The sequence below is a fragment of the Sphaerisporangium flaviroseum genome, from assembly GCF_039537005.1.
In the GTDB taxonomy this organism is placed as follows: domain Bacteria; phylum Actinomycetota; class Actinomycetes; order Streptosporangiales; family Streptosporangiaceae; genus Sphaerisporangium; species Sphaerisporangium flaviroseum.
Genome location: NZ_BAAAZR010000040.1, coordinates 137,919 through 161,949, shown reverse-complemented (window position 1 = coordinate 161,949; position 24,031 = coordinate 137,919). Strand labels below are relative to the sequence as shown.

Annotated in this window: 20 protein-coding genes; 7 read left to right on the top strand and 13 right to left on the bottom strand. The window is 70.6% G+C overall.

What is annotated here, in order from left to right; genetic code table 11:
* Positions 1 to 76 precede the first annotated feature (76 nt).
* Positions 77 to 1,111 (top strand): class II fructose-bisphosphatase, encoded by a 1,035-nt coding sequence (gene glpX / locus ABD810_RS34540; RefSeq protein ID WP_344950706.1) that lies wholly within the window; start codon positions 77 to 79, stop codon positions 1,109 to 1,111.
* 15 nt (positions 1,112 to 1,126) lie between these two features.
* Here the strand turns inward: glpX and ABD810_RS34535 are convergent, their stop codons facing one another.
* Positions 1,127 to 1,822 carry a DUF1707 SHOCT-like domain-containing protein gene (locus ABD810_RS34535; protein ID WP_344950704.1) on the bottom strand — a complete coding sequence of 232 codons (696 nt, stop codon included), beginning with the start codon at positions 1,820 to 1,822 and terminating at the stop codon, positions 1,127 to 1,129.
* Positions 1,823 to 2,013: 191 nt separating this feature from the next.
* Here ABD810_RS34535 and ABD810_RS34530 point away from each other — a divergent pair, with 191 nt between their 5' ends.
* From ABD810_RS34530 to ABD810_RS34515, 4 genes are all read left to right on the top strand, one after another.
* Positions 2,014 to 2,415: a hypothetical protein gene (locus ABD810_RS34530; RefSeq protein WP_344950701.1), complete on the top strand. Its 402-nt coding sequence runs from the start codon at positions 2,014 to 2,016 to the stop codon at positions 2,413 to 2,415.
* A 179-nt stretch (positions 2,416 to 2,594) separates the two neighbouring features.
* Positions 2,595 to 3,500: an ABC transporter ATP-binding protein gene (locus ABD810_RS34525; RefSeq protein WP_344950699.1), complete on the top strand. Its 906-nt coding sequence runs from the start codon at positions 2,595 to 2,597 to the stop codon at positions 3,498 to 3,500.
* Positions 3,497 to 4,300, top strand: coding sequence for an ABC transporter permease (locus ABD810_RS34520; RefSeq protein ID WP_344950696.1), 804 nt, complete (start codon positions 3,497 to 3,499; stop codon positions 4,298 to 4,300). Before ABD810_RS34525 ends, ABD810_RS34520 begins: the two co-directional genes overlap by 4 nt.
* 137 nt (positions 4,301 to 4,437) lie before the next feature.
* Complete coding sequence (locus tag ABD810_RS34515) at positions 4,438 to 5,619, top strand: MFS transporter (RefSeq protein WP_344950694.1); 1,182 nt, start codon at positions 4,438 to 4,440, stop codon at positions 5,617 to 5,619.
* 93 nt (positions 5,620 to 5,712) lie between these two features.
* Here ABD810_RS34515 and ABD810_RS34510 read toward each other — a convergent pair whose 3' ends face one another.
* The 12 genes from ABD810_RS34510 to ABD810_RS34455 all read right to left on the bottom strand — a co-directional run bounded on the left by ABD810_RS34510 (position 5,713) and on the right by ABD810_RS34455 (position 20,847).
* Positions 5,713 to 6,675 carry an MsnO8 family LLM class oxidoreductase gene (locus ABD810_RS34510; RefSeq protein ID WP_344950691.1) on the bottom strand — a complete coding sequence of 321 codons (963 nt, stop codon included), beginning with the start codon at positions 6,673 to 6,675 and terminating at the stop codon, positions 5,713 to 5,715.
* Between the two features lie 27 nt (positions 6,676 to 6,702).
* Positions 6,703 to 8,544 (bottom strand): ABC transporter ATP-binding protein, encoded by a 1,842-nt coding sequence (locus ABD810_RS34505; RefSeq protein WP_344950688.1) that lies wholly within the window; start codon positions 8,542 to 8,544, stop codon positions 6,703 to 6,705.
* A complete protein-coding gene (locus ABD810_RS34500) occupies positions 8,544 to 11,738 on the bottom strand; it encodes a lantibiotic dehydratase (protein ID WP_344950685.1) in 3,195 nt (1,064 codons plus the stop codon). Before ABD810_RS34500 ends, ABD810_RS34505 begins: the two co-directional genes overlap by 1 nt.
* Positions 11,735 to 13,090 carry a lanthionine synthetase C family protein gene (locus ABD810_RS34495; protein WP_344950683.1) on the bottom strand — a complete coding sequence of 452 codons (1,356 nt, stop codon included), beginning with the start codon at positions 13,088 to 13,090 and terminating at the stop codon, positions 11,735 to 11,737. Before ABD810_RS34495 ends, ABD810_RS34500 begins: the two co-directional genes overlap by 4 nt.
* A gap of 161 nt (positions 13,091 to 13,251) precedes the next feature.
* A complete protein-coding gene (locus tag ABD810_RS34490; protein WP_344950681.1) occupies positions 13,252 to 13,425 on the bottom strand; it encodes an FDLD family class I lanthipeptide in 174 nt (57 codons plus the stop codon).
* Between the two features lie 345 nt (positions 13,426 to 13,770).
* A complete protein-coding gene (gene iolD, locus ABD810_RS34485; RefSeq protein WP_344950679.1) occupies positions 13,771 to 15,612 on the bottom strand; it encodes a 3D-(3,5/4)-trihydroxycyclohexane-1,2-dione acylhydrolase (decyclizing) in 1,842 nt (613 codons plus the stop codon).
* Positions 15,609 to 16,517 carry a 5-deoxy-glucuronate isomerase gene (iolB, locus tag ABD810_RS34480; RefSeq protein ID WP_344950677.1) on the bottom strand — a complete coding sequence of 303 codons (909 nt, stop codon included), beginning with the start codon at positions 16,515 to 16,517 and terminating at the stop codon, positions 15,609 to 15,611. Before iolB ends, iolD begins: the two co-directional genes overlap by 4 nt.
* The gene (locus ABD810_RS34475; RefSeq protein WP_344950674.1) at positions 16,517 to 17,398 is read right to left on the bottom strand and encodes a class I fructose-bisphosphate aldolase; all 882 of its coding nucleotides are present in this window, start codon (positions 17,396 to 17,398) and stop codon (positions 16,517 to 16,519) included. The genes iolB and ABD810_RS34475 overlap by 1 nt, the downstream gene beginning before the upstream one ends.
* Entirely contained in the window at positions 17,391 to 18,335 is a 945-nt protein-coding gene (gene iolC, locus ABD810_RS34470) for a 5-dehydro-2-deoxygluconokinase (RefSeq protein WP_344950672.1), read from the bottom strand. The genes ABD810_RS34475 and iolC overlap by 8 nt, the downstream gene beginning before the upstream one ends.
* Positions 18,332 to 19,312: a TIM barrel protein gene (locus ABD810_RS34465; RefSeq protein ID WP_344950669.1), complete on the bottom strand. Its 981-nt coding sequence runs from the start codon at positions 19,310 to 19,312 to the stop codon at positions 18,332 to 18,334. Before ABD810_RS34465 ends, iolC begins: the two co-directional genes overlap by 4 nt.
* Positions 19,309 to 20,292, bottom strand: coding sequence for a Gfo/Idh/MocA family protein (locus ABD810_RS34460; protein ID WP_344950666.1), 984 nt, complete (start codon positions 20,290 to 20,292; stop codon positions 19,309 to 19,311). The genes ABD810_RS34465 and ABD810_RS34460 overlap by 4 nt, the downstream gene beginning before the upstream one ends.
* A 225-nt stretch (positions 20,293 to 20,517) precedes the next feature.
* Positions 20,518 to 20,847, bottom strand: coding sequence for a hypothetical protein (locus ABD810_RS34455; RefSeq protein WP_344950663.1), 330 nt, complete (start codon positions 20,845 to 20,847; stop codon positions 20,518 to 20,520).
* A gap of 202 nt (positions 20,848 to 21,049) precedes the next feature.
* On the opposite strand from ABD810_RS34455, the gene ABD810_RS34450 reads away from it, so the two are divergent.
* Both ABD810_RS34450 and ABD810_RS34445 read left to right on the top strand, forming a co-directional pair.
* A complete protein-coding gene (locus ABD810_RS34450) occupies positions 21,050 to 22,705 on the top strand; it encodes a fumarate hydratase (RefSeq protein WP_344950661.1) in 1,656 nt (551 codons plus the stop codon).
* A gap of 149 nt (positions 22,706 to 22,854) precedes the next feature.
* Positions 22,855 to 23,994: a serine/threonine-protein kinase gene (locus ABD810_RS34445; RefSeq protein WP_425567005.1), complete on the top strand. Its 1,140-nt coding sequence runs from the start codon at positions 22,855 to 22,857 to the stop codon at positions 23,992 to 23,994.
* The last annotated feature ends 37 nt before the right edge of the window (positions 23,995 to 24,031 follow it).

Genomic DNA, 24,031 nt, shown 5'->3' with positions numbered 1-24,031 from the left:
TAGAAAGCGGGGAAGCAGGTAGGTCCAGTACAGGGCGTCCGATCGCCGTTCGCACCAATTAGAAGGGCTTGTCACCATGTCGGAGCAGACGTCCGTACCGCCCGCATTGGCCACAGAGGAGCGCGCGCCCGATCGCAACCTCGCTCTCGAACTGGTCCGCGTCACCGAGGCCGCCTCGATGGCCGCGGCCCGCTGGGTGGGCAGAGGCGACAAGAACGGCGCCGACGGCGCCGCGGTCAACGCCATGCGCCAGCTGATCAATACGGTCTCCATGGACGGTGTCGTGGTGATCGGCGAGGGCGAGAAGGACAACGCGCCCATGCTGTACAACGGCGAGCGCGTGGGTGACGGCAGCGGAGCCGAGTGCGACGTGGCCGTGGACCCGATCGACGGCACCCGGCTGACCGCGCTCGGCATGCCCAACGCCATCTCCGTGATCGCCGTCAGCCCGCGCGGGTCCATGTACGACCCGTCGGCGGTCTTCTACATGGACAAGCTCGCGACCGGGCCCGAGGCGGCGGACGCGGTGGACATCAACGCTCCCGTGGCCGCCAACATCGACGCCGTGGCCCGGGCCAAGGGCGCCTCGCCGTCCGACGTCATGGTGGTCATCCTCGACCGGCCCCGCCACGAGCGGCTCGTCAAGGAGATCCGCGAGACCGGGGCGCGCATCAAGTTCATCACCGACGGCGACGTGGCCGGCGCGATCATGGCGGCTCGCCCGGACACCGGCATCGACCTGATGCTCGGCATCGGCGGCACGCCGGAGGGCATCATCGCGGCCTGCGCGCTGAAGTGCCTGGGCGGCGTGATCCAGGGCAAGCTGTGGCCACGTGACGACGATGAGCGCCGCCGCGCCCTGGACGCCGGGCACGACCTCGACCGCGTGCTGACCACCGACGACCTGGTGACCTCCGACGACGTGTTCTTCGCCGCCTCGGGGATCACCGACGGGGAGCTCATGGCCGGAGTCCGCTATCGCAGCGGGGCCGCGGTCACCCACTCACTGGTCATGCGCGGCCGGTCCGGCACCGTGCGCAAGGTCGAGAGCGAGCACCAGCTCTGGAAGCTGCGGGCCTACAGCGCGATCAACTTCGACACCGCCACCTGACGGGCGGCGCCCCGGCTACGGCCTGCGGCGCCTGGACCAGCCCCGCTTGGGCGGCTTGGGGTACTTGGTGACGACGTTGCCCATCATGATCGTGCCGGTGACCTCGATCACCGGCGCGTCGGGAGGCACCGACGCGGGGACCTGGTTCTTCTTCCCGCCGAGCATCGACGACGCGGGGATGATCACGCGGACGCCATCCGGGACGATCAGTGTGAGCGTCGCTCCCACCACGGTGGCCTGCACCGTGATGTGGCTGCTCTGGAGCAGCGCCTCACGCAGGTCGAGCGAGACGCCGGTGCCGACGGCCGTGACCGAGTAGTGCGAGGGAACCACCCAGCGGCCCCCGCGCTGCTCGGAACGGAACAGCGCCATAACGGGCCGTCCGTCGGCGCGCAGCGGCTGGAGGTCCTCGGGCAGCAGGTCGGCGGTGACGGCGGCCAGCTCGCCGAGGGTGCGGGCGGTGTAGGCGCTCTCCACCCGCTCCTCGTGCTCCTGGTGGGTGAGCCTGCCGTCGGCCACGGCGTCGCGCAGGACGTCGACCACACGCTCACGATCGGCGTCGGAAGCCCTCAGCTCGTGGGGGGCCGGGCCCTGCCTGGTGGTCGACACGCCGTTCAGCATGCCGGAGAGGAACTGCCGCAGGGCCGGTGCCCCTTGCTGGTTCCAACGGCTGTTCCAACGGTCGTAACGCGCGCGGCGCTCGGCTTCCACGCCTCGACAGTAACCCGCGAGGAGGACACCGACGTACCCGATTCGCCACGACCCGCCGGAATGCCACCAGGTACGGAGCACATCAGGACAGAAGTTCGGTCAGAATTATCTGACCTCGGCCATTACGGCCTCTGTGTTCATCGGGGGCAGCACATGATGATCGCCTGCCTGCGCAAGAAGGAGCCCAACGCGTGAGCTACAGGGACGATGCCGCTTTCTGGGCGTGCCCCCATGGGCAGGACGCCCGCCACGGCTGCGTCACCTGCTTCGAGGAGTCGGCGAGCCCAGACGTCGAACTGCCCATGTGGGATGTCGCCGTGTGGTTCACCTCAGACCAACCGATACCCGTGAAGGCTCTGCAGGACGTCCACCGGCACGGCCGCCGGTTCCTCCTCGACAAGCTCTCGGCTCCGCACATCTACCTGCTGACCGGCCACGCGCGTGCCGAGCGGGGGGCGCAGGCCGTGGCGGGCGTCGTCGGCTTCCTCGTGCACAACCGGCACGTGGTCGACGCCTTCACCGTGAAGGACACCCGGGCCGTACGGCTGGCGCCGTCCCCGGACGTCCCCAGCGGCGAGAGAGTCTGGCCGTAGGAACGTACGACGGCCAAGCGCCTACCGGGGGCGGGCCGCCATGGCCATGTGGCCGGGCGCCGTGGCCACATGGGCCGGGCGCGGAAAACCCTTGGAGAAGTGTCGGTGACGTTTCCTATGGTGGCGGTGTGGCCACCTTGCATGCGCGATCACGAGACACACTTGCGCCCGACCCTGCCTTGAGCGCGATCTCGATCCGCGGAGTGGTGAAGCGGTACGGCGACGTCACCGCGGTCGATGGTCTCGACCTCGAGGTCCCCCACGGCATCTGCCTGGGGCTGCTCGGCCCCAACGGAGCGGGCAAGAGCACGACGATGCGTCTGCTGACCGCCCAGTCACGCGCCGACAAAGGTGAGATCACCGTCCTTGGCCATTCCCTTCCCGGCGCGTCCAAGAGGGCGCGCGCCGCGATGGGCGTCGTGCCGCAGCAGGACAATCTCGACGAGGAGCTCACGGCCCGGCAGAATCTCGAGGTCTTCGCCCACCTCTACCGCGTCCCCAAGGACGACCGCGCGGCGGCGGTCGGCCGCGCGCTGGCGGTGGCCCAGCTCGTCGACCGCGCCGACACCAAGACGGGCAACCTCTCCGGCGGCATGAGACGGCGGCTGCTCATCGCCCGTGGCCTCGTGCACCGCCCCCGGCTGGTGCTGCTCGACGAGCCGACCGTCGGCCTCGACCCGCAGGTCCGGCAGGAGCTGTGGTCGCTGGTGGCGGCGCTGCGCTCCGAAGGCGTCACCACGCTGATGTCCACGCACTACATCGAGGAGGCCGAGCGGCTCGCCGACGAGTGCGCGCTGATGTCGCACGGCAAGGTCGTCGCGCGCGGCACGCCCGCCGACCTCATCGCCGAGCACGCCGGCACGCATGTCGATGAGCACTACGGCCCGCCCGAGCGGCTCTCCGAGGTGGAGGAGCTGGCCAAGAACGCCGGTCTCCCGACCCGGCGCACCGGCCCTTCGGTCTCGGTCCTCGCGGCCGAGCGGCAGCCCGAGTCCCTCCGCCAGGAGCTCGGCCCGGCCAACGTCCGGCGTGCCGCCAGCCTCGAAGACGTGTTCGTCGTCCTGACCGGGGAGAGTGTCGAATGACCGCCAGTCCTGCCGTCACGAGCGAGCCGACGCTGCGGTGGTTCGAGTGGGCGCCCGTGCGCGGGGTGTGGCGCCGCGAGATGGTGCTCTACCAGCGCTACTGGGCGTCCACCTCCTTCGCCTCGCTCGTCGAGCCCACGATCTACCTGCTGGCGTTCGGCTTCGGCTTCGGCGCGGTGATCGGCGCCGCGTACGGGTACGACTACCGCGACTTCGTCTCGACGGGCGTGGTCGCCACCTCGGTGCTGTTCATCAGCGCTTTCGGGGCGATGTTCGGCACCTTCATCCGCCGCACCTTCCAGCACACCTACGACGCGGTGCTGGCCGCGCCCGTCGACGTTCATGAGCTGGTCACCGCCGAGGCCTCCTGGCTCGCCGCCAAGGCGGGGGTTTACGGCTGCGCGCCCATGATCGTGGGCATGGCGTTCGGGCTGCCTCCGGGTCCCGGCATGCTGCTGGTGCCGTTCATCGGGTTCCTCACCGGGCTGGCGTTCGCGCTGTTCGGCATCTGGGTGTCGGCCATCGTGCCGACGATCAACACCTTCGACTACATCATCAGCGGGGTGCTGGCGCCCATGTTCCTGGTCGCGGGCACGTTCTTCCCGGTCGACCAGTTGCCCTCGTGGGCTGCGGGGGTCGCCAGGCTCAACCCGCTGTACCACTGCGTCGAGCTCGTCAGGGACGCCGTCTTCGCCAAACTGGGCCTTCACGACCTCATCCACGTGGGCGCCCTCCTCCTCTTCGCCGCCCTGATGTGGATCCTCGCCGTCTGGAAGATGACCGCTCGCCTGATCGACTGACGCCTTCCTCCGTGCGGGCGGCTCTGTTTCGTCAACCGGTCGCCGACTTCACCGGCCGCCCATTGACCGGGGTGGCCGGTGCTCGTACCCTGGCGAAACCTGAATTCGCCTCATGTTTCAGCCCCCCGGAGGCCGCGGTGCCCACCCAACGTGACCGGCGCGCGCGCCTCGCCACCTACGCCGTCTTCTTCGTGCAAGGGCTGACCTTCGCCACCTTGCTCACCCAGGTGGCGGCCCTGCAGAAGAAGCACGGGCTCAGTGACGGCGAGTTGTCCATCCTGCTCCTCGTCGTGCCCGTGATCGCGGGCGTCGGCAGCGTGCTCGCGGGGGAGATCGCCAAGCGGTTCGGCAGCCGGTGGGTGCTCCGGGTCGCCCAGCCCCTCGCGGCCCTGGCGGTCGTCCTGGCAGGGCTGGCGTCGAACGTCCCCCAGCTTGTCGCGGCCAACGTGCTGTTCGGCCTGTGCCTCGGGGCGGTCGACGCGGGCATGAACATGCAGGCCGTCACGGTCGAGCGCAGGTACGCCAAGCCGATACTCACCGGATTCCACGCCCTGTGGAGCGCGGCGGCGGTCATCGGCGCCGTCTGGGCATCGGCGGCCGGAGGCGTTGGGCTGGGTCTTCCGGTCACCTTCGCCGTCGCCATGCTGGCGGGCGTCGTGATCGCCCTGATCGCCGGCCGCACCCTGTGCGGTCCCGAAGAGGAGCACGTGGCGACCGAGACCGTGGCCTCGGGCGCTCGCTTCCCGTGGCGGCCGATCCTGCCGCTGTGCCTGGCGATGGCCTTCCTCTACGTCGGCGACGCGTCCATCTCCAACTTCGGCTCCGTCTACATGGACAAGATCATGCACTCCTCCGCGGCGGTGATCCCGCTGGCGCTCGGGGCGTACCAGGCGACGACCTTCGTGGTGAGGGTCGGTGGCGACTTCGCCGTCCGCAGGTACGGCCCTGCCGCGATCGTCCGCATCGGCGGAGCGCTCGCCGCCCTGGGCCTGGCCGGCATCGTGACCGCGCCCAACGAACCGCTGGCCATCGTGGCCTTCGGCCTGACCGGTGTGGGGCTGTCGGTGGTGGCGCCCCAGTCGTTCTCGGCGGCCGGACGGCTCGACCCGGCCGGCACGGGCGTCGCGATCGCCCGCGTCAACATGTTCAACTACGTGGGCTTCATCGTGGGAGCGGCCCTGGTCGGTGGCATCGCGGAGGCCGCGAACTACCAGATCGCCTTCATCGCGCCCCTCGTGCTGGCGGCGGCCATCATCACGCTGGCCCGGGGCTTCCAGCCGAGGACCCTCACCCCCGCGCACGTGGCCGGCGGAGTCTGACCCGGTACGCCACGCCACATTCGTCCACGGAAGGGCTCACCCGGCGGGCGGAGCGTGACCCGGCACGCCGTTCCCAGGCGGGCGCTGGAAGGGTTACCCGGCGGGCACCAGCGCCCCGCACATCTCCTGGATCAGTTCGAATGTACGAACCCGCAGATCGAAGCGCGGGCATGCCGTGGTGACGGCCAGCTCATCGGGACGGTAGGCGGCGATGAGCTCGCCGAGCTGCTCTTGCACCTCCGAAGGCGTGCCGATGAGCGTCGACGCCGTGGGCGGCCCCGATGGCGCCGCGAGCTCTCGCAACTCGCTCCACGAGGGCATCGTGCCCTTGAGCGCCGAGGGCGCGGACACGTGAGCGGTCTGGAGCCATCCGGCGAGCGCTCCGAGCGCCAGCGCGTCCTCCCGGGAGTCCGCGCAGGCCACCCTGACGCAGAGACTGAAGCGTGGAACGGTGTCCCCGGACGTGAACTGCGCGCGGTACTGGTCGGCCACCTCCGGCTTCGGCCGGTCGTGGATGAACTGCGCGAACGAGAACGGCAGCCCGAGCCGCGCCGCGGTGTGCACGCTGCCACCCCCGCTGCCCATCACCCAGAGCTCCGGTCGATCCGCCTTCGGGAAGAACTGCGGTGCCGCCGAGTCGTCCGAGATCATCCGGACCAGCTCGGAGAGCTTCGGCTCGAACGATGACGGCCCGTTCCCGCCCAGGAGGTAGGCCGTGGCCGGACCCGCCCCAGGTCCCCGGCCGACGCCGAGGTCGATCCGCCCGGGGAACAGCCGTGACAGGAGGTTGAACGTCGTGGCCACCTTCAGGGGCTTGTAGTAGGGCAGCAGCACCGCGCCCGTGCCCACCCGCAGGGTGGTGGTCGCCTCACCGGCCGCCGCCACCAGGATCTCCGGTGAGCCGCAGCCCGACGTGGGCCCGTGGTGCTCGGCGATCCAGAACCGCCGGTAGCCGAGACGCTCGACCTCCCGGGCCAGGTCCACGGTCTCCCTGACCGCGACGCCGGGACCGGCGTCCGAGAAGATCGATGTCTGGTCGAGCACGGCAAGCAGCATGTGTCGATCACTTCCTTCGGTTCGGGATCACGGCACGGCCGGGTCGGGCGCGAGCACGTGGGTCTTGTACATGTCGGCGTAGACGCCGTCCATTCGCATCAGCTCGTCGTGGGAGCCGTCCTCGACCAGCCGTCCCTCGGACAGCACGAGGATCCGCTCGGCGCGGGAGACCGAGGAGAATCGGTGTCCGATCAGCACGTTCACCCGGCCGGGCGCCGCCTCGGTCAGCACGTCCAGCAGGGACGCCTCGGTCACGACGTCGATCGCCGCGGTCGGCTCGTCCATCACCCGCACGCTGGCCTCGCGGATCAGCCCCCGGGCGACGGCCAGCCGCTGCCACTGCCCGCCCGACAGGTCCACGCCGCCCTCGAAGACCTTGCCGAGCTGGGTGTGGTACCCCTGTGGGAGAGCGTCGATGTACGCGGCCATTCCCACCGCTTCGGCCACCCTCCGGACCGCCGGGCGCGGCACCGCCGCGCCTTCCGCGCCTTCCGCGCCTTCCGCGCCGAGCTCGATGTTGTCGGCCACGGTGAACTGGTAGCGCACGTAGTCCTGGAACACGAACGCCACGCGGTCGCGCAGGCTGTCGATCGTGAAAGCGTGTATCGGCTTCCCGTCGACGAGGATCTCCCCGGCCGTGGGCTCGTAGAGGCGTCCGATGAGCTTGGCCAGCGTCGACTTCCCGGCGCCGTTCAGCCCGACGATCGCGGTCGTCTCTCCTGGCCGCAGAGTGACCGACAGGTCGCGGACGGCCGGGAGTTCGGTCCCCGGGTAGGTGAAGGTCACCTCCCGCAGCTCGACGCCGCGTTCGAGGCGGGAGGGGAAGGCGAGCGTCCCCTCGGTGACACCGGCCTCGGGCAGGGCGAGGAATCCCATCACCGAACGCAGGTAGAGCTGGTTGAGATAGGCATTGCTCAGCGACGACAGGATCTGCTGCACGTTCGACTGGAGTGCCACGATCCCCTGGATCACGGCGAACATGTTCACTATCCCCGCGGTGCCGACGGTCACCAGCACCGCCACCACCTGCGCCACGAAGGTCAGCACGGCGGCGACGACCGCCAGGGGAACGCCCTGCCTGAAGTTGCGTCCGGCCAGAGCCTGATCCTCGCGCACCACGCGGGCCAGGACCGCGGAGTGCCGGCCCGCGACCAGCGGCCCGAGCCGCAGTGCGATGAGCTCCTTCAAGGGCTCGGGCTGGGATGCGAGCTGCTGCCAGTACGCGAGCCGCCGCCGGTCCGCCGAACGCGCGTGTTCGAGCGCGTAACCGCGGCGTCCGGCCAGGATCTGGGCGACCAGAGTCGGGAGCGGCGCCACCATCGCCAGCAGCGCCACGCGGTAGTCGAGGGAGAACAGCACCACCCCGACGGCGGCGAAGCCCGACACCTGCCCGACGAGCTGCACCATCTGCTGGAGGAGCATGCCGGGCCGAAAGCCCACCTCCCGGGTCGCCCGCTGGAGGGCGTCCTGGACCTGGTGGTCCTCCGCCTGGACGAGCGTCAGCCGTATCGCCCGATCCACGATGCGGCCCGACAGGTGTGCCGTGAGCTGGGACTGGCACCTCTGCATCGCTCGCGTCTGGACCATGGAGAGGAGCTGGGCGATGAGCCCGGCCGCCGCCATCATGGCGAGGGCGGTGAAGACGCCGCGCAGGTCCGACCGTCCCGTGGCCGCCTCGATGAAGGACCGGGTCAGCGCCGCCATGAGCCACACCTGGACCGCCGGGTTGCCCGCCGCCACGATCGCGCAGGCGAGCGCCTGCGTGACGTGCCAGGGGTCGGCACGCCACGCCACCCGGAAAACGGTCAGGAAGTCCCGGGTGCCGCGCGCTCCGCCGGTCCTGCGCCACGGCGCGGCGAGCCGTCCCATCACCGCGTTCCCCCGGGGGACGGCCGATCGCGGCTGTGGGCCATCCGGTCCAGCAGCCTCCGCCACATGCCGTAGGCGACCGCCTCATCCGCCTTGGTCAGTCCCATCCGGTTGCAGTGCATATGGAGCACGCTCCGGATGATCTGCCGGCGGTCGGACCACAGCTCGCCCGCTTCGGTCACCTCGTCGAGCCGCCTCATGTACGCCGTCGCCGGTCCCTGCCAGAGGTCGGCCACCTCTTCCATCAGCGTCTGGTCGGGCCCGGGTCCTACGAGGGCCTCCCACAGGGGTCGTCCCGCGACCCGGTATTGGGTGCCGCCCGCGTTGCCCGCCGCCCCTGCGGCGAGTGATCGCCGCTCATCGAAGGAGGGGACCATGAGCCGTGTCACCCACTCCAGGGAGAGCACCGTGAGGGGCACGCGGTCGAGCGTCGTCTTGCCGCCGGTCAGGTGGCGCAGAAGCAGGGTGACCGCGGCGCTGTCGTGCCTGAACAGCGACTCGGCGTGTTCGATGAGCGCGGGCCCGCCGTATCGCTCGATCTCCCGGCTGTAGGTCGCGAAGGAGTAGTCCTTGAGCAGTCCGGAGGCGGTCAGGCGGCCGGCCCATCCTGCGACGTCACCGAGCACCCCTGCGCGGGTGCCTTCCTGTGGCACGTGGAACCGCAGGCGGAGGTGGTGGTCCGGATCGACGTAACGGAGGAAGAACGGGTGGCCGACGCCGTACCGCCGGGTCAGGTCACCCGACAGTTCCGCCACCTCGCCGGTGATGATGGTGTCGTGCGCCGGGCGCTCGGCGTACAGCTTCACGTACAGCCAGTCGCTGCCCACCGTCCGCAGGCGGTCCCGCCGCGATGCCAGGGCGCGGGCGGAGCTCGCCGGCTCCGCCTCGGTCTTCCGCGTCTCGACGGGCTCCGCGCCGGCCACCACGGGGACGACCACTTCGGCGGTGTAGCGCTCCCCTTGGGCGTCCTGTACGAACCCGTCGCCGGGTCCGGGCAGTACCTCTTCGAGCGTGGCGCTCTTGTCGCGCAGGCGTATCAGCGCCAGCCGTAGCTCTTCGAGGGAAGGGGCGCTGTCCAGGTCGAGCAGGATGCAGTTGTCCGCCTCGGTGAGCTGTACCCGGCGCGGCACCTTCCACAGCTCCCGCCACTCGCGAACGGCTCTGGCGAACGCCGGAAGGCTCTCGTGGCCTCGTCCTGCGCCCCCGGGAGGGGCGTCCGCCCGCCGGAGTCTCCACCGGGCTCTCCGCAGTACCAGGTCTCCCCGGGTCACGCGGGGCAGGAACGGCATGTCCGTTCCAAGCGTCCCCCAGTCGAAGACGGTCATCGGCCGGAAGAACGCCCGGGAGACCTCCACGAGGAAGCGGCAGACGTTGGGCGCGAGCAGCGGGTTCAACTGGGTGTTCTGCGTGACGTGCAGGTCGCGCGAGAGCCTGGCGCTGCGCAGCCGCAGGCGGCCGTGGTGGCCCACGCTCACAAGGACGTCCTCGAGCGTGATCACACGCTCGTCCGGCACGCCGGGGGTCACGTTGACCGGCAGCTCCCAGCCCAGCAGGCACGGCCGCATGGCGATGTTGGCGTAGCGGCCCTGCAACGGCAGGTACGTGAGCTCGACGGCGAGGTAGGGCGCGAGCCGCTCCTCCTCCTCCCGTGCCAGGTCACGAAACGCCTGGCGCGTCCGCTGGTCGAGCATGTCGTGGAAGCGGGCCGACATGCGGCCGCCGACGGAGAGGCTGTAGAGACCAAGGACGGCGCGCCATGACGGATGGTCGTCACCGGGTGGGAGAAGCTGCATACAGACGTCCGTGACGGACGCCGGCGGGCGGCTGTCCCCCGTGCCGTCGGCGGCGTCGGCCAGCTCGGCCATCCATTGATCGTCCAGTTCGACGGTCCGTGCTCCCCGAGCCAGCGCGGTCGCGACCAGCCGTGCCAGCACGTCTTGCCCCCGCGCCTGGCCGCCGTCGGACGCCGCGCCGGCGAGCGGGTATGCCCGGGGAGGGTTGCGGTATCCGTTGGGTGGGCCGAGCCCGGTCTCCGCGGTGAGCACCTCCAGCAGCGGCACCTCGGCGTGGGATCCATAGTGATCGGTGAAGGCGTTGGCGTACTCCCGCAGATGTTCGGGGTAGGCGCCGATGCGCTGGATCCGGCTCAGGATCCGTACCGCCTCCTCCGCGAGCGTCTGGACCTCCCGCGGTAGAACGGGTCTCTCGACGACCGACAGGTGCGCGTCGATCGACAGGACCGACCCGTCGTGGCCCGACGCCGCCTCCTGCGCCCGCGTGACGAGTTGTCCGGCCTGGTGGAGATCTCCCGTTCGGTGGAACGACTCGATGGTCTCCTCGACGGATCGCAGCGCCTGAGCGGTGCCGTCGTCGGCGATCCCTCCCAGCGATGGGACCGGTGAGACCTCCTCGGGGCCGTTCGTCAGCCGGGGCCGCCAGGCACTGGTGAGGATGCCGAGCTCCAGCAACTGGTCGAGCAGCCCGTCGATCTTCTCCGGTGCGGCGGCCGGAAATGCCTCCGTCAGATGGGCGCGCAGGGCTCCAACGGTTCTCGGCACGCGAAGCTGATCCAGGACGGCACGCACCGGCCGGGTCAGCCGGATGTCCACGACGCGGTTGTCCCCGGCGCCGTAGGTGTCCGCCCCGGGAAGCCACAACCGGCCCCGTGACTCGTACAGCAGGTCGTTGGCCCGCACCAAGAAGTCGGCGGACGCGCTCGCCGCGCCGGCGGCCTGCCGGGCGAGGTGCATGATCCAGCCCATGTCCGCACGGACCCGCAGCGCGCCGATGGCCTCCTGTCCGAGAACGGCGCCGGCGCTGTCGCCGAAACCACCGCCGGCGACTCCGGCCATCAGCCCCAAGGGGGTCGCGCGGACGCTCATCCGGTTGAGGTACCGGCCGAGGCTCATCACGGCGCGACGCCGGTCCTTGTCCGACAGCGCGTCCACCCGGTCCAGGGCGCCGGCCAGGTCGGGTGCGGCCAGCCGGATCGCCGCGGCGACGAGCGGCAGTCGCCACAGCTCAAGGACCTTGGTGGCGTAGAGGTCCTCCCATTCCCGCGAGAGCTCCTCGTGCTCGGCCTGCCATGGGCACATGGCGAGGATCTCGGTGATCCGGCCGACGGGCAGCGCGGGGGTCCGTAGCAGGAAGGCGTCACCGGCCCGGAACGACACCACGGCATCCTCACCGCTCACGGCGCCGCCCGCTCCCCGGCTCGGGCCGTGCCGGCCATGACTCCGGAACCGGCCGGCGTGAGCAGGAGTATCTCGTCCCATTGGACCGCCCCGGCGGCGCCGAGCAACGCCAGCATGACCCCGGCCGCGCCCTCCAGCAGGCCCCGGTTCTGGATGATCGAACCCCGCTCCGGCTCGTCGGCGAAGATGAAGGCGTGCTCGTCGTCGGCGAGCGCTTCGAGCTCGGCCACCTGCGTATCCCTGGCCGCGGCGAACGCGGGCCGCCCGGTCTGGGTGTGGGCGCGCGTGTACATGGTGAGCAGCCCGGCGTGTCCGTGACACAGCGTCGGAGAGAAGCACCCCCGCTCGCGTGACGGCGTGCGTGCGGCCCGCTCCAGGGCCGCGACGGCGTCGGCGTAGACGTCCGGGGCGCCGATCGTCACCGCGGCCGGGAGCAGTGCCGCCGTGACGCCCTCCGGTCCGTAACACCAGGCGGCGCGGCCGGGAGCGACCGACTCGATCATCGGCTCCCGCGTGCCGGGCCGGACGGGGAACGCCGCCGGCCAGGACGGCCCCGTCTCGTCTCGCAGGGCGAGCCGCGCCAGCCAGCCGGTGATCTCGGCCACACGTCCGGGGATCGCACCTCCCCCATACCCCTCGGCCTCGGCCCGGCACAGGGCGGCGAGGACGCCCGGCAGGCCATGGGCGAATCCCAGGTCGTAGAAGCCGTGCGGCTGGGAGGCGGTGCGCCATTCGACGTGCGAGTACAGGTGGGGCGGGACGAACCACAGTGGCAGCCCGTCCTCGTCCAGCGAGGTGACCGCCATCAGGTGCTCGACCAGGTGCTCGGCGGCCTTCCGCAGGGCGGTACGCAGGTCCTCGTCCGCCGCGTCCGCCACGTCGGCGACCGCCAGCAGGGCGGCGAGCTGTCCGGCGCTACCGGACACCATGTCGTAGTCGTACAGTTTTCTCGACGGCACGTGCAACGGCTCCGCGAGCACCTGAGCGCTGAGGTCGGTGGCCACGCGATGGAGCGTGCCGAGGTAGCGCGGCTCCCGCCGTGTGAACTCGGCGAGCACCCAGGCGAAGCCGGCCGTGCCCGTCCACAGGCCGGGATGCTTCAAAGGCCGGTGCGCCGTCGACCGCGCCGCCCGCCGGAGCAGCGTGTGCGCTGCCGAGAGGTGAACCTCGTCGTCCAACGCCTCACCCGCGTGCAACAACGCCAGGGCGACTCCGAGATCTCCTCCACTCAGTGTCGCGGGGGGATACTCCCCGGAGCCGTCGGGGCCGGGCCCCGCGCCGATGATGTCGAGGTTCCCCAGACGCTCCGCCACCCGCAGAGCCAGTTTCATGGCGTCCGAATTGGTGTCCACTTCGCTCCCTGTGCTTCTCCGGTGACCGTGCTCGCAGTGCGGCCGAACCCCGGCCGGTGATCCATCCGCGGCGACCTGCTCCCTGGGGCGCCACGCCGGTGCGGGCGGCCGAGGGCGAAGCCTCGGCCGCCCGCACCTTTGTCCGTGTCAGCTGTGTTCGATCAACAACCCGTGCCGGTGCACGTACCGCAACTGATGCCGTCGCTCCAGCAGTTGTGGTCACAGCTCGGGTCGCCACACGACCAGCACGTGGTACCGAAACTCGTCCAGGCGGGGGTCATGGTGTCCCCGCTGGGCTTGGCCACGTTGACGTTCAGGTCGAAGTCATCGCTCATTTGATCTCCTCTCTTGGGTTGGGTGCATGCATGTTATGCATAACGCGAATTCACGATCAAGGGTCTTCCGTAAAGACGACAAGAAGGGAGGTTTATCCGTTCAAGAGGGCATTTTAAGGAAATGCACGATTTATCCACTTATGGAGGGATCGTGCATGCCGGTATGCCTGCGCGCTCCGGAAGGGCCGAGAACGCGCTCGGAGGGCGTGCGTGGAACGGGCCAGTACGGAACCGCGTCGCAGTACTACGGAGCCCGTACTCGCCATACCACGGCGCCGCGCTGAAGACCACGCTGAAGGCCGCGCTGAAGGCCGCGCCTCAGCCGGCGCGGTAAGGGCTGTGCTCCTACAGGTACGGGTGCTGGTGCCGCTTGGCGGTCATGTATCTCTCGTGGATGTCGGGGGTGCCGGAGACCTCCGCGATCGGGACGTCCCACCACGCGCTGGTCTCAGGAGACGGCCCCGGGACGGTCTCGACGTGGACGACGGTCGTTCCCGTCGCCTCCCTGGCTTTGATCAGGGCGACTCGCAGCGACTCCGGGTCGGCGGCGCGCAGGACGTCGGCACCGAGGCTCGCCGCGTTGGCGGCCAGGTCGACGGGCAGGAACGAGCCGTCCAGCCCGCCGCTCGCCGAGCGCATGCGGTAGGCCGTGCCGAGACGCCGCGCGCCCACGGCTTCGGAAAGGCCGCCGATCGAGGCGAATCCGTGGTTGTCCACGATCACGACGATCAGCTTGACGCCCTCCTGTACAGCGGTGGCGATCTCCTGCGCCATCATCAGGTACGAGCCATCGCCGACGAGAACGAACACCTCGCGGTCGGGCGCCGCCAGCTTCACCCCGAGGCCGCCCGCGATCTCGTAGCCCATGCAGGAGTAGCCGTACTCGACGTGATAGGCCTTCGGGTCGGAAGCGCGCCACAGTTTGTGCAGGTCACCCGGCATGGATCCGGCGGCGTTCACCACCACGCCGTCCGGCCCCGCGACCTCGTTCACCACGCCCAGCATCACCGGCTGCGTCAGCGCGTCGCCACCGTACAGCGCCGACACCTGACCCTGCCAGGCGCGGCTCAGCTCGGTGGCCCGGGAGGTCCAGGACGGGTCGGCCTTCCAGCCGCCGAGGTCCAGCACCGCGAGCCCTTCACGGGCGTCGCCCACGAGCATGGTCCCCGCGTGCTTGGCGGCGTCGAAGGCCGTGACGTTGAGGTTCACGAAGAGGGCGTCGCCGAAGAGCGTGCGCGAGGCCGTGGTGAAGTCGGTGTAGCGCGTGCCGACCCCGATGACCAGGTCGGCCTCGCGGGCGATGGCGTTGGCGGCGGCGGTGCCGGTGTGCCCGATCGCCCCGAGCGCGCACGGGTGGTCGTACGGCAGGACGCCCTTGCCCGCCTGGGTCTCGCCGACGGGCACGCCGTGGGCCTCGGCGAACGCGGCCAGCTCCTCCCATGCCTCGCTGTAGACCACTCCGCCGCCCGCGACGATGATCGGCCGCCGGGACCGCTTGATCGCCTCCACCGCCCGCTCGACGGCGGCCGAGTCGGGGATGGGCCGCGCCACGTGCCAGACCCTGCGCGCGAACAGCTCGACCGGCCAGTCGTACGCCTCGGCCTGCACGTCCTGCGGCAGGGCCAGCGTGACCGCGCCCGTCTCGGCGGGGTCGGTGAGCACCCTCATGGCCGCCATGAGGGCGGAGGGCAGCTGCTCGGGCCGGTTGATCCGGTCGAAGAAGCGCGACACCGGCCGCAGGCAGTCGTTGACGCTGACGTCGTACGAACGCGGGTCCTCAAGCTCCTGCAGGACCGCTCCGGCCGCCCGGGTCGCGAAGATGTCGCCCGGCAGCAGGAGCACGGGGATCCTGTTGATCGTCGCGAGCGCCGCCCCGGTCACGAGGTTGGTGGCACCCGGCCCGATCGAGGTCGTGCACGCGAAGGTGGAGAGCCGGTTGCGCGCCTTGGCGAAGCCGACGGCCGTGTGGACCATGGCCTGCTCGTTCCTCGCCAGGTAGTACGGCAGCGGATCCCCGAGGCCCGCGCCGCGCTCGGCGAGCGCCTGCCCGATGCCGGCCACGTTCCCGTGCCCGAAGATGCCGAAGCAGCCCTCGATGAGCCGCTGCTCCACGCCGTCGCGCTCGCTCCACTGCTCGCCGAGGAACCGTACGAGCGCCTGGGCCACCGTCAACCGGATCGTCGTCATGCCTTCGCCTCCGGCGTGCCGTTCGCAGGGGATGACGGCCCGCCGCCCGGCGTGCCGTTCACAGGGGATGCGCCCGGGCTCGCCGAGGTCATCGGGACGCGGGGGTCGACGGCCTGGCCTTCCCAGCTGGACCGGATCCAGGCGTGCCGTGGGTCGTCGCAGAAGGCCATGGACCGCTTCTCCGCGGGCCCGGCGAGCACGTTCAGGTAGTACAGGTCGTAGCCGGGGGCCGCCATGGAGGGCCCGTGGTATCCGTGTGGCACGAGCACGACGTCGCCGCAGCCCACCTCGGCCAGCACGTCGATCGGCCTGCCCGGCGAGCCGTACACCCGCTGGTAGCCGGGGCCGCCCTCGAAGTAGTAGATCTCCTCCAGCACGGCCTCGTCGTCGGTGTGGGTGTCGTGCTTGTGCGGAGGATAGGACGACCAGTTGCCCTCCGGGGTCAGCACCTCGACGGCGACGAGCTTGTCGCACTCGAATGCGTCGGGCGAGCAGAAGTTGTTGACCTGGCGGCTGGCCTGGCCCGCTCCCCGCACTTCCACGGGGACCTTCTCAGCCGGGCCGTACCGCACCGGGAGCCGGCGCGTGGCGAGGGCCGAGGGCAGCGCGAAGCGTCCCTCGCCGGTGAGGTGGGCCGTCGACCCGATGGGCAGGTAGGCGAAGTCCGTCACGCCGGAGAAGACCGACTCGCGCCCGTGCAGCTCAAGGCGGACTCCGTCGCACTCCACGGCGCAGGATCCCGAGAGGGGGACGACCAGCATCTCCTCGTTCCCCGTGTCGAACTCGACGGTCTCGCCGGAGAGGTTGAGCGTTCGCAGCCCGGCGTAGGTCCATCCGGCGAGCTCGGGCGAGATCCGCAGCGCCCAGGGGGCCTCGGTGGTGGAACCAGCGGGGATGTACGACATCAGGACACCTCCAGCAGCCCGGCGGCGGTGTCGACGGCCGCCGCCACGTCGTCGTCAGGAGGGTAGAGCAGCGCGCGCCCGACCACGAGACCCCGCACGCCGGGAAGCCGGAGCGCCTTGCTCCACGCGGTGTAGACCTGGTCGGGGGCCACGGTGGGGTCGCCGCCGAGCAGCAGGGTCGGGAGGGTGGTCGCCTCCATGACGCGCTCCATGTCGTCGATCACGGGGATCTTCAGCCAGGTGTGCGCCGAGGTCGCGCCGAGCCCCTGGCCGACGTGGATGGCATGGATCATGCCTTCTGGCGACAGATCGTGATGGACCACGCCCTCGTCGCGGTGGGACCAGAACGGCTCCACCATGGCGACCAGACCCTGCCTGGCCAGGCTGGTCACCGCCTGCGCGCAGGACTCCAGGGTGGCCGCCGTCTCAGCGGACCGAAGGCCGATGCGGCAGAGCATCTTGCCCCCGTCGAGCCGCATCCGGACGATCGAGTCGGTGTCGTAGGCCGTGAAACGGTCGTCGAACTCGAATGCCGTCCCGTGCAGGCCGCCCCGGTTCATCGACCCGATCACGACCTTGCCGTGAAGGGCGCCGAGCAGCAGCAGGTCCTCCACGATGTCGGGGGTGGCGAGCAGGCCGTCGACCCCGGGCCGGGCCAGCGCGACGCACAGCCGGTCGAGCAGGTCGATGCGGCTGGCCATCGCCATCGGCCGTCCCCGCACGCCCAGCGCGCCCCTGGCGGAGTGGTCGGCGGCGATGATCAGTAGCTGGTCGCGGTCGGCCAGCAGCGGCCTTCGCCGGCGCTCGGCGGCGGCTTGCGTGATCTTCTCCGGGTACCTGGCACGGTATTCGGCCAGCCGCCGGCGGTCCTCGTCACGCATGGGCTTCCCCCGAGAGCACGGCCTCGACCTCCTTGGCTGTGGGCATGGCGGGTGCGCAGGCGAGCCGTCCCGCCACGATGGCACCGGCCGCGTTCGCGAACCGCAGGGTCTCCTCCAGGCCTCGCCCGGCGAGCAGGCCGTCGCACAGCGCGCCGCCGAACGCGTCGCCGGCGCCGAGCCCGTTCACCACCTCGACGGGCACGGGCGGGACCTCCACCGTCTCCTCGGCGGTCATACCCAGCACCCCCTCCGAGCCCTGCTTCACGATGGCCAGCTCGACGCCCATGTCGAGCAGCGCCCTGGCGGCCTCGTGGGGCTTGCGGGTGCCGGTGGCCACCTCGCACTCGTCGAGGTTGCCGACGGCCACGGTGACGTGCCGCAGCGCCTTACGTACCCATTCTCGGGCCACCTCCGGGGAGGCCCAGAACATGGGGCGGTAGTCGAGGTCCAGCACGGTCGGCGGGGTACGGCCGCGTGCTTCCCAGGCGGCGAAGTGGGCGCTCCTGGAGGGGTCCTGGGAGAGCCCGGTGACCGTCGCCCAGAACAGGCGGGCGTCCCTGATCGCGGCGAGGTCGAGCTCCTCCGCGTGGATCTCCAGGTCAGGAGCCTTCGGGAACCGGTAGAAGTACAGCGGGAAGTCCTCAGGCGGACGGATCTCGCAGAACGTCACCGGTGTCGGCAGCCCTTGCACCTCGGTCACGTGGTGGTCGTCCACCCCGTACGAGCGCAGCGCGTCGTGAATGAACGCCCCGAACGGATCGGCGCCGGTCCGGGTGATCACGGCCGATCGGCGGCCGAGCCGGGCGGCGGCGACCGCGACGTTGGTCGGGCTGCCGCCGAGGTACTTGCCGAAGGTCTCGACCTCGCGCAGGGAGACGCCGACCTGGAGGGGATAGATGTCGACGCCCACCCTGCCGATCGTGAGCACCTCGGTCATGGGCGGCCTTCCGGGCCGGTCCCGTACGCGGAACCGGAACCGGGCGGCGGGTCCTGCCCCGGCATGCCCGACCCCGGCGGGGCCTCGGGCGCGGGGCGCGAGAGCGCGGACAGGTACGCCAGGCTCTCGCGGACGGCCGCTTCGGGCCCCTGGCCCTCCGGCGGCTCCTCGTCGAGCACGACGTCCTGCTCCATGACGTACCAGCCCTGGTAGCCCACGGCGCCCAGCCCGGTGACGATGCCCGCCACGTCGACGTCGCCGCGGCCGAGGGGACGGTAGATCCCCGCGCGCACCGCGTCGGTATAGGTGAGCTTTCCGGCGCGGACCTGCTCGGCGAGCGTGGCGTCCACGTCTTTGAGGTGGACGTGTGCCACTCTGGCTGCGGCCCTGGACACCAGGTCGAGCGGGTCGGTGCCCCCGATGAGAAGGTGGCCGGTGTCCAGGCAGAGCGGCATCTCGGAGCCGTCGAGCACCCGGTCGACCTCGTCGCGCGACTCGATCATGGTGCCGACGTGCGGGTGCAGCGTGACGGACCGCCCGAACCCCTTGGCCTCCGCCAGCACCCGTCCGAGATTGGCCAGCAGCGTCTTCCATCCCTCGGCGTCCAGGACCGGCCGCTCGTCGTAGCCGTCGGCGCCGGTCGCCGCCGCGAGCACGACCGTCTCCACGTCTCCGTCGGCGAAGGCCCGTAGCGTGGCCCGTGCCTCCGGCACCGGGTCGTACGCGGGATCGTGCAGCACCACGGGGACGAAGCCCCCGATGCCGTGCAGGCCGTACGACTCCAGAAGCGTGCGGCGGTGTTCGGGGGACGGCGGCAGGAAGCCGTCGGGGCCGAGCTCGGTGGCGGTGATGCCGAGGGCGCGCATCTCTCCGAGGACGCGTTCCCGGTCGAGTTGGTGGCCCCAGCCCGGAACCTCGCACACTCCCCACGAGATCGGGGCGGCGGCGATCCGCACCGAGCCGGTCAGGCCGGTCATGCCGTCACCTCCGCGACCCGCACGGGGCGTCCGGTGGCCCGGGACAGCTCGGCGGCCTCGGCGACGCGGAGGGCGGCGAGGGCGTCCTGGAGGGTGCAGGGGCTCTGCCCGCCGTCGCGCACGCTGGCGAGGAAGGCCCCGATCTCGGTGACGTAGGCCGCCTCGAAGCGGCTGCCGAAGTCGGGCCACGGCTCCCCGACGGGGAACTCCACGGCGGGCTCGGCCGAGGTGAGCGGCACGCGGTCGTCGAGTCCCACGACGAGCGTGTTGCGGGTGCCGGCGATCTCCATCCGCACGTCGTACCCCGCGCCGTTGTACCGGGATCCCTGCATCGTCACCAGCGTTCCGTCGTCGAGGGTCAGCAGCGCGGCGCTGGTGTCCACATCGCCCGCCTCAGCGAAGAACGCGGCCCCTCGGTTGGCGCCGGTGGCGTACACCGACTCCACCTCGCGGCCGGTCACCCAGCGCAGGATGTCGAAGTCGTGGATGTGGCAGTCGCGGAAGATGCCGCCCGAGAGCGGGATGTACGCGGCGGCGGGAGGCCGGGGATCGGCGGTCAGCAGGTGCACCCGGTGCAGGTCGCCTAGCTCGCCGTCGCGGAGCGCCCGGCGCGCGGCGGCGTACCCGGCGTCGAAGCGCCGCTGGAATCCGATGTGGACCAGCGTGCCGCTGCGGTCGGCCGCCTCGACGACCCGTGCGGTCTCCTCGATGCCGGGAGCGACGGGCTTCTCGCAGAACACCGGGATCCCGGCCGCGCACGCGCGCAGGATCAGCTCGGCGTGGGTGGAGGTGGGGGTGGCGACCACCACGGCGTCGGCCTCGAAGGCGTTTCCGACCAGCGCGCCGACCCGGCCTGCCACCTCCTTCGCCCGCACCTCGTCCGCGTCGGACACGATCAGCTCGCCGACTTCGGGGTGGGCGGCGAGCGTTGTGGCGTGGAACGCTCCGATCCTGCCAAGACCCAACAGACCCACACGCATACTGCCTCCGCGCCTCGATCACCTCATGACGGCCCGTCCCCAGTTCTAGGTATCAGAATGCCGAGAGTCAAGACTTTGTCCTGACATTCAGACGAACTATGGTCTTGGCGATGTCGCGGCGCGCCGGCTCGCCCCAGGCTCACGCGGACCCGCTGACCGCCCCGTTCATGAGATGAGCCCGGGTTCCAGGCGCTGGAAGCCGGGCTCAACGGTGGGGCGGAAGTGTCACCACCACCGCGCCCGTCCGGGGAGGGCGTGCTTCTCCTCATGGGTGCCAATCGGCCGGAGGTCGTCGCCGGCCAGCTCCCGGCCGGTCCACTCGGGGTGCTCACGCCTGCCCGCTTCTTCAGTGCCACCACGCTGGATCCCGGCGGCGCGCGTGTCAGCGCCGGTCGACTCCGACCCGGGCGGGGCGTGTCTCGTGTCGGGGGTCACCGGCCACATGGCGCGCTCTCCCCTGATACCGCGCAGAACGATGGTGACGAGCGCGACCCCCAGGGTGGAGGCGACCACCAGGACGCCCAAGACCACCAGGACGATGTAGCCAGGATCCATGATTCCCCCCATTCATGCCGTTGCACGTACTTTCATTATCAAACAACGACATATAGGACTTCGTCCTTGAGTGGTGCAGGGACGTCACCGCTCGCCCATGATTGGCAAAATTGTGGGCCGCCCCGCGTAAGGGAGCCCCCATCGGGAGCCGTACCCTGCTCAGGACGGCGGCGAGCGCCACGTAAACGGAGGAGCACAGGCGATGCCCGAGTTCGACTACACCGACCTGCTTCCGATGGGGCCTGACGAGACGGAATACCGTCTGGTCACCGCGGAGGGGGTGCGGAAGGTCGAGGCGGCGGGACGTACGTTCCTCGAGGTGGATCCCGAGGCGCTTCGCCTCCTCACCGAAACCGCGATTCACGACATTTCCCATTACCTGCGGCCGACCCACCTCGCCCAGCTTCGCAAGATCATCGACGACCCCGAGTCGAGCGGCAACGACAGGTTCGTGGCCCTCGACCTGCTCAAGAACGCGAGCATCTCGGCCGGCGGCGTCCTGCCCATGTGCCAGGACACCGGCACCGCGATCGTGATGGGCAAGCGCGGCCGCCACGTGCTGACGGACGGCGCAGACGCCGAGCACATCTCGCGCGGGGTCTACGACGCCTACACCAAGCTGAACCTGCGGTACTCCCAGATGGCCCCGCTGACCATGTGGGACGAGAAGAACACCGGCAACAACCTCCCGGCCCAGATCGAGCTGTACGCCGAGGACCCGCACGGCCATCCGGACGAGTACAAGCTGCTGTTCATGGCCAAGGGAGGCGGCAGCGCCAACAAGTCGTTCCTCTACCAGGAGACGAAGGCCGTACTCAACGAGGGGCGGATGCTCGGGTTCCTGGAGGAGAAGATCCGCTCGCTCGGCACCGCCGCCTGCCCGCCGTACCACCTGGCGGTCGTCGTGGGCGGCACCAGCGCCGAGTTCGCCCTCAAGACCGCGAAGTACGCCTCGGCCCGCTACCTCGACTCGATCCCCACCGAGGGCTCCCTCTCCGGCCACGGCTTCCGTGACCTGGAGCTGGAGAAGAAGGTCTTCGAGCTCACGCAGAAGCTCGGCATCGGCGCCCAGTTCGGCGGCAAGTACTTCTGCCACGACGTGCGGGTGATCCGGCTCCCCCGGCACGGCGCCTCGTGCCCGGTGGCGATCGCCGTCTCGTGCAGCGCCGACCGGCAGGCCCTCGCCAAGATCACCCCAGAGGGTGTCTTCCTGGAGAAGCTGGAGACCGATCCGGCCCGCTTCCTGCCCGAGACCACCGACGAGCACCTGTCGGACGACGTGGTGTCCATCGACCTCAACCGGCCGATGAGCGAGATCCTCGCCGAGCTCACGCGCTATCCCGTCAAGACCCGGCTCTCGCTGACCGGCCCGCTCGTCGTCGCCAGGGACATCGCCCACGCCAAGATCGCCGAACTGCTCGACGCCGGCGAGGAGATGCCCCAGTACCTCAAGGACCACGCCGTCTACTACGCGGGACCGGCCAAGACGCCCGAGGGATACGCGTCTGGGTCCTTCGGCCCGACGACCGCCGGCCGCATGGACTCCTACGTCGAGCGCTTCCAGGCCGCCGGCGGATCCCTGATCATGCTGGCCAAGGGCAACCGCTCCAAGCAGGTCACCCAGGCCTGCCAGAAGTACGGCGGCTTCTACCTGGGCTCGATCGGCGGCCCGGCCGCCCGGCTCGCCCAGGACTGCATCAGGAAGGTGGAAGTGCTGGAATACGCGGAGTTGGGCATGGAGGCCGTCTGGAAGATCGAAGTCGAGGACTTTCCCGCGTTCATCGTGGTGGACGACAAGGGCGGCGACTTCTTCCAAGACACCGGTAGTCCCATCATCACCATCGGTCGCCGGGCCTGACAGGATTTGACCGAAGATCTCAACAGAGAATCGGCATGGCCTCTACAGGCGGCGATAAACAAATCGGTAAGCTGCCACCCATGCGCGCCCCGGCCGGATACGAGCTAGCCTCGCGATACCGGCTTGTCGAACCGGTTGGGCGTGGTGGCATGGGCACCGTCTGGCGTGCCCACGACGACCTTCTCGACCGTGACGTGGCTGTCAAGGAGGTGCGGCTGCCGCTGGTCCTCGACGAGGAGCTGCGGGCCGAGCTGTGCGCCCGCACCGAGCGCGAGGGCCGGGCCACCGCGATGGTCGCCCACCCGTCGGTGATCACGGTCTTCGACGTGGTCACCGAGGACGACCGTCCCTGGATCGTCATGGAGCTTCTCCACGCCCAATCGCTGGAGGAGCTCGTCAAGCAGCAGGGCCCGCTCCCCCCGCGCCGCGTGGCCGAGATCGGCCGCCAGGTGCTCGGCGCGCTGCGTGCGGTGCACGCCAAGGGCATCCTGCACCGCGACGTGAAGCCGAGCAACGTGCTGGTCACCGACGACCGCACGGTGCTCACCGACTTCGGCCTGGCCGCCCTCGAAGGCGACGCGTCCATCACTCAGGCCGGCATCGTGCTCGGCTCTGCCGGTTACATCGCCCCAGAGCGGGTCCTCGGCGACAAGGCGAGCCCCGCGGCCGACCTGTGGTCGCTCGGCGCGACCCTGTACACCGCCGTCGAGGGCCGGGGGCTGCATGGCCGCCGTACGGCCGCGGCGGCGCTCGCCGCGCTCACCAGCGGCGAGCCGATCCCCATGGACCTGGCCGGGCCGCTGGCCCCCATCCTGCGTGGCCTGCTCCAGATCGACCCCGATGCCCGGCTCGACGGCATGCGGGCCTCGCTCATGCTCGCCCGGGTGGCGGCGGGCGGTTCGGCGGAGGAGCCGCTCGGCGGCCCCACCCACCGTCCGGCGGCCCGTCAGCAGGCCACGGCCACGATGGGCGGCACACCACCGGGGTCGCACCCCCCGCTGGGCGGCTTGGCCCCGTCACCCCGCAGGGCGTCCCATCGGGGGCAGCACCGGGCGGACCCCAGGCTCGAGCGCCCGGTTCCCGTCCCCTCCTACGAGGCGAACCCGGTCCCCGAACCACGCATGCCGCGCAGGTCGGCCGAAGGCCTGCACCGCAAGCCGCCGGATCCCTCACCGGGCCGCAGGCGGGCCCCGGCGAACCCCGAAGCGAGCCCGATGCTGCGCCAGTTGTCCGAAATCATGCGTATGGTGCTGCCGCGCCGCTTCTGGCCAAAAAATATGCGTAAGTGAGGCGAAAGCAATTCTCAAGGCAGGGTCGCTATCTTCT

What these genes read in the sequence shown, in the direction of transcription:
- glpX (WP_344950706.1), top strand. Translation starts at nt 77, where the DNA reads ATGTCGGAGCAGACGTCCGTACCGCCCGCATTGGCCACAGAGGAGCGC.
- ABD810_RS34520 (WP_344950696.1), top strand. Translation starts at nt 3,497, where the DNA reads ATGACCGCCAGTCCTGCCGTCACGAGCGAGCCGACGCTGCGGTGGTTC.
- ABD810_RS34510 (WP_344950691.1), bottom strand. Translation starts at nt 6,675, where the DNA reads ATGCTGCTTGCCGTGCTCGACCAGACATCGATCTTCTCGGACGCCGGT.
- ABD810_RS34505 (WP_344950688.1), bottom strand. Translation starts at nt 8,544, where the DNA reads ATGGGACGGCTCGCCGCGCCGTGGCGCAGGACCGGCGGAGCGCGCGGC.
- ABD810_RS34490 (WP_344950681.1), bottom strand. Translation starts at nt 13,425, where the DNA reads ATGAGCGATGACTTCGACCTGAACGTCAACGTGGCCAAGCCCAGCGGG.
- iolD (WP_344950679.1), bottom strand. Translation starts at nt 15,612, where the DNA reads ATGACGACGATCCGGTTGACGGTGGCCCAGGCGCTCGTACGGTTCCTC.
- iolB (WP_344950677.1), bottom strand. Translation starts at nt 16,517, where the DNA reads ATGTCGTACATCCCCGCTGGTTCCACCACCGAGGCCCCCTGGGCGCTG.
- ABD810_RS34475 (WP_344950674.1), bottom strand. Translation starts at nt 17,398, where the DNA reads ATGCGTGACGAGGACCGCCGGCGGCTGGCCGAATACCGTGCCAGGTAC.
- iolC (WP_344950672.1), bottom strand. Translation starts at nt 18,335, where the DNA reads ATGACCGAGGTGCTCACGATCGGCAGGGTGGGCGTCGACATCTATCCC.
- ABD810_RS34465 (WP_344950669.1), bottom strand. Translation starts at nt 19,312, where the DNA reads ATGACCGGCCTGACCGGCTCGGTGCGGATCGCCGCCGCCCCGATCTCG.
- ABD810_RS34460 (WP_344950666.1), bottom strand. Translation starts at nt 20,292, where the DNA reads ATGCGTGTGGGTCTGTTGGGTCTTGGCAGGATCGGAGCGTTCCACGCC.
- ABD810_RS34455 (WP_344950663.1), bottom strand. Translation starts at nt 20,847, where the DNA reads ATGGATCCTGGCTACATCGTCCTGGTGGTCTTGGGCGTCCTGGTGGTC.
- ABD810_RS34450 (WP_344950661.1), top strand. Translation starts at nt 21,050, where the DNA reads ATGCCCGAGTTCGACTACACCGACCTGCTTCCGATGGGGCCTGACGAG.
- ABD810_RS34445 (WP_425567005.1), top strand. Translation starts at nt 22,855, where the DNA reads ATGGGCACCGTCTGGCGTGCCCACGACGACCTTCTCGACCGTGACGTG.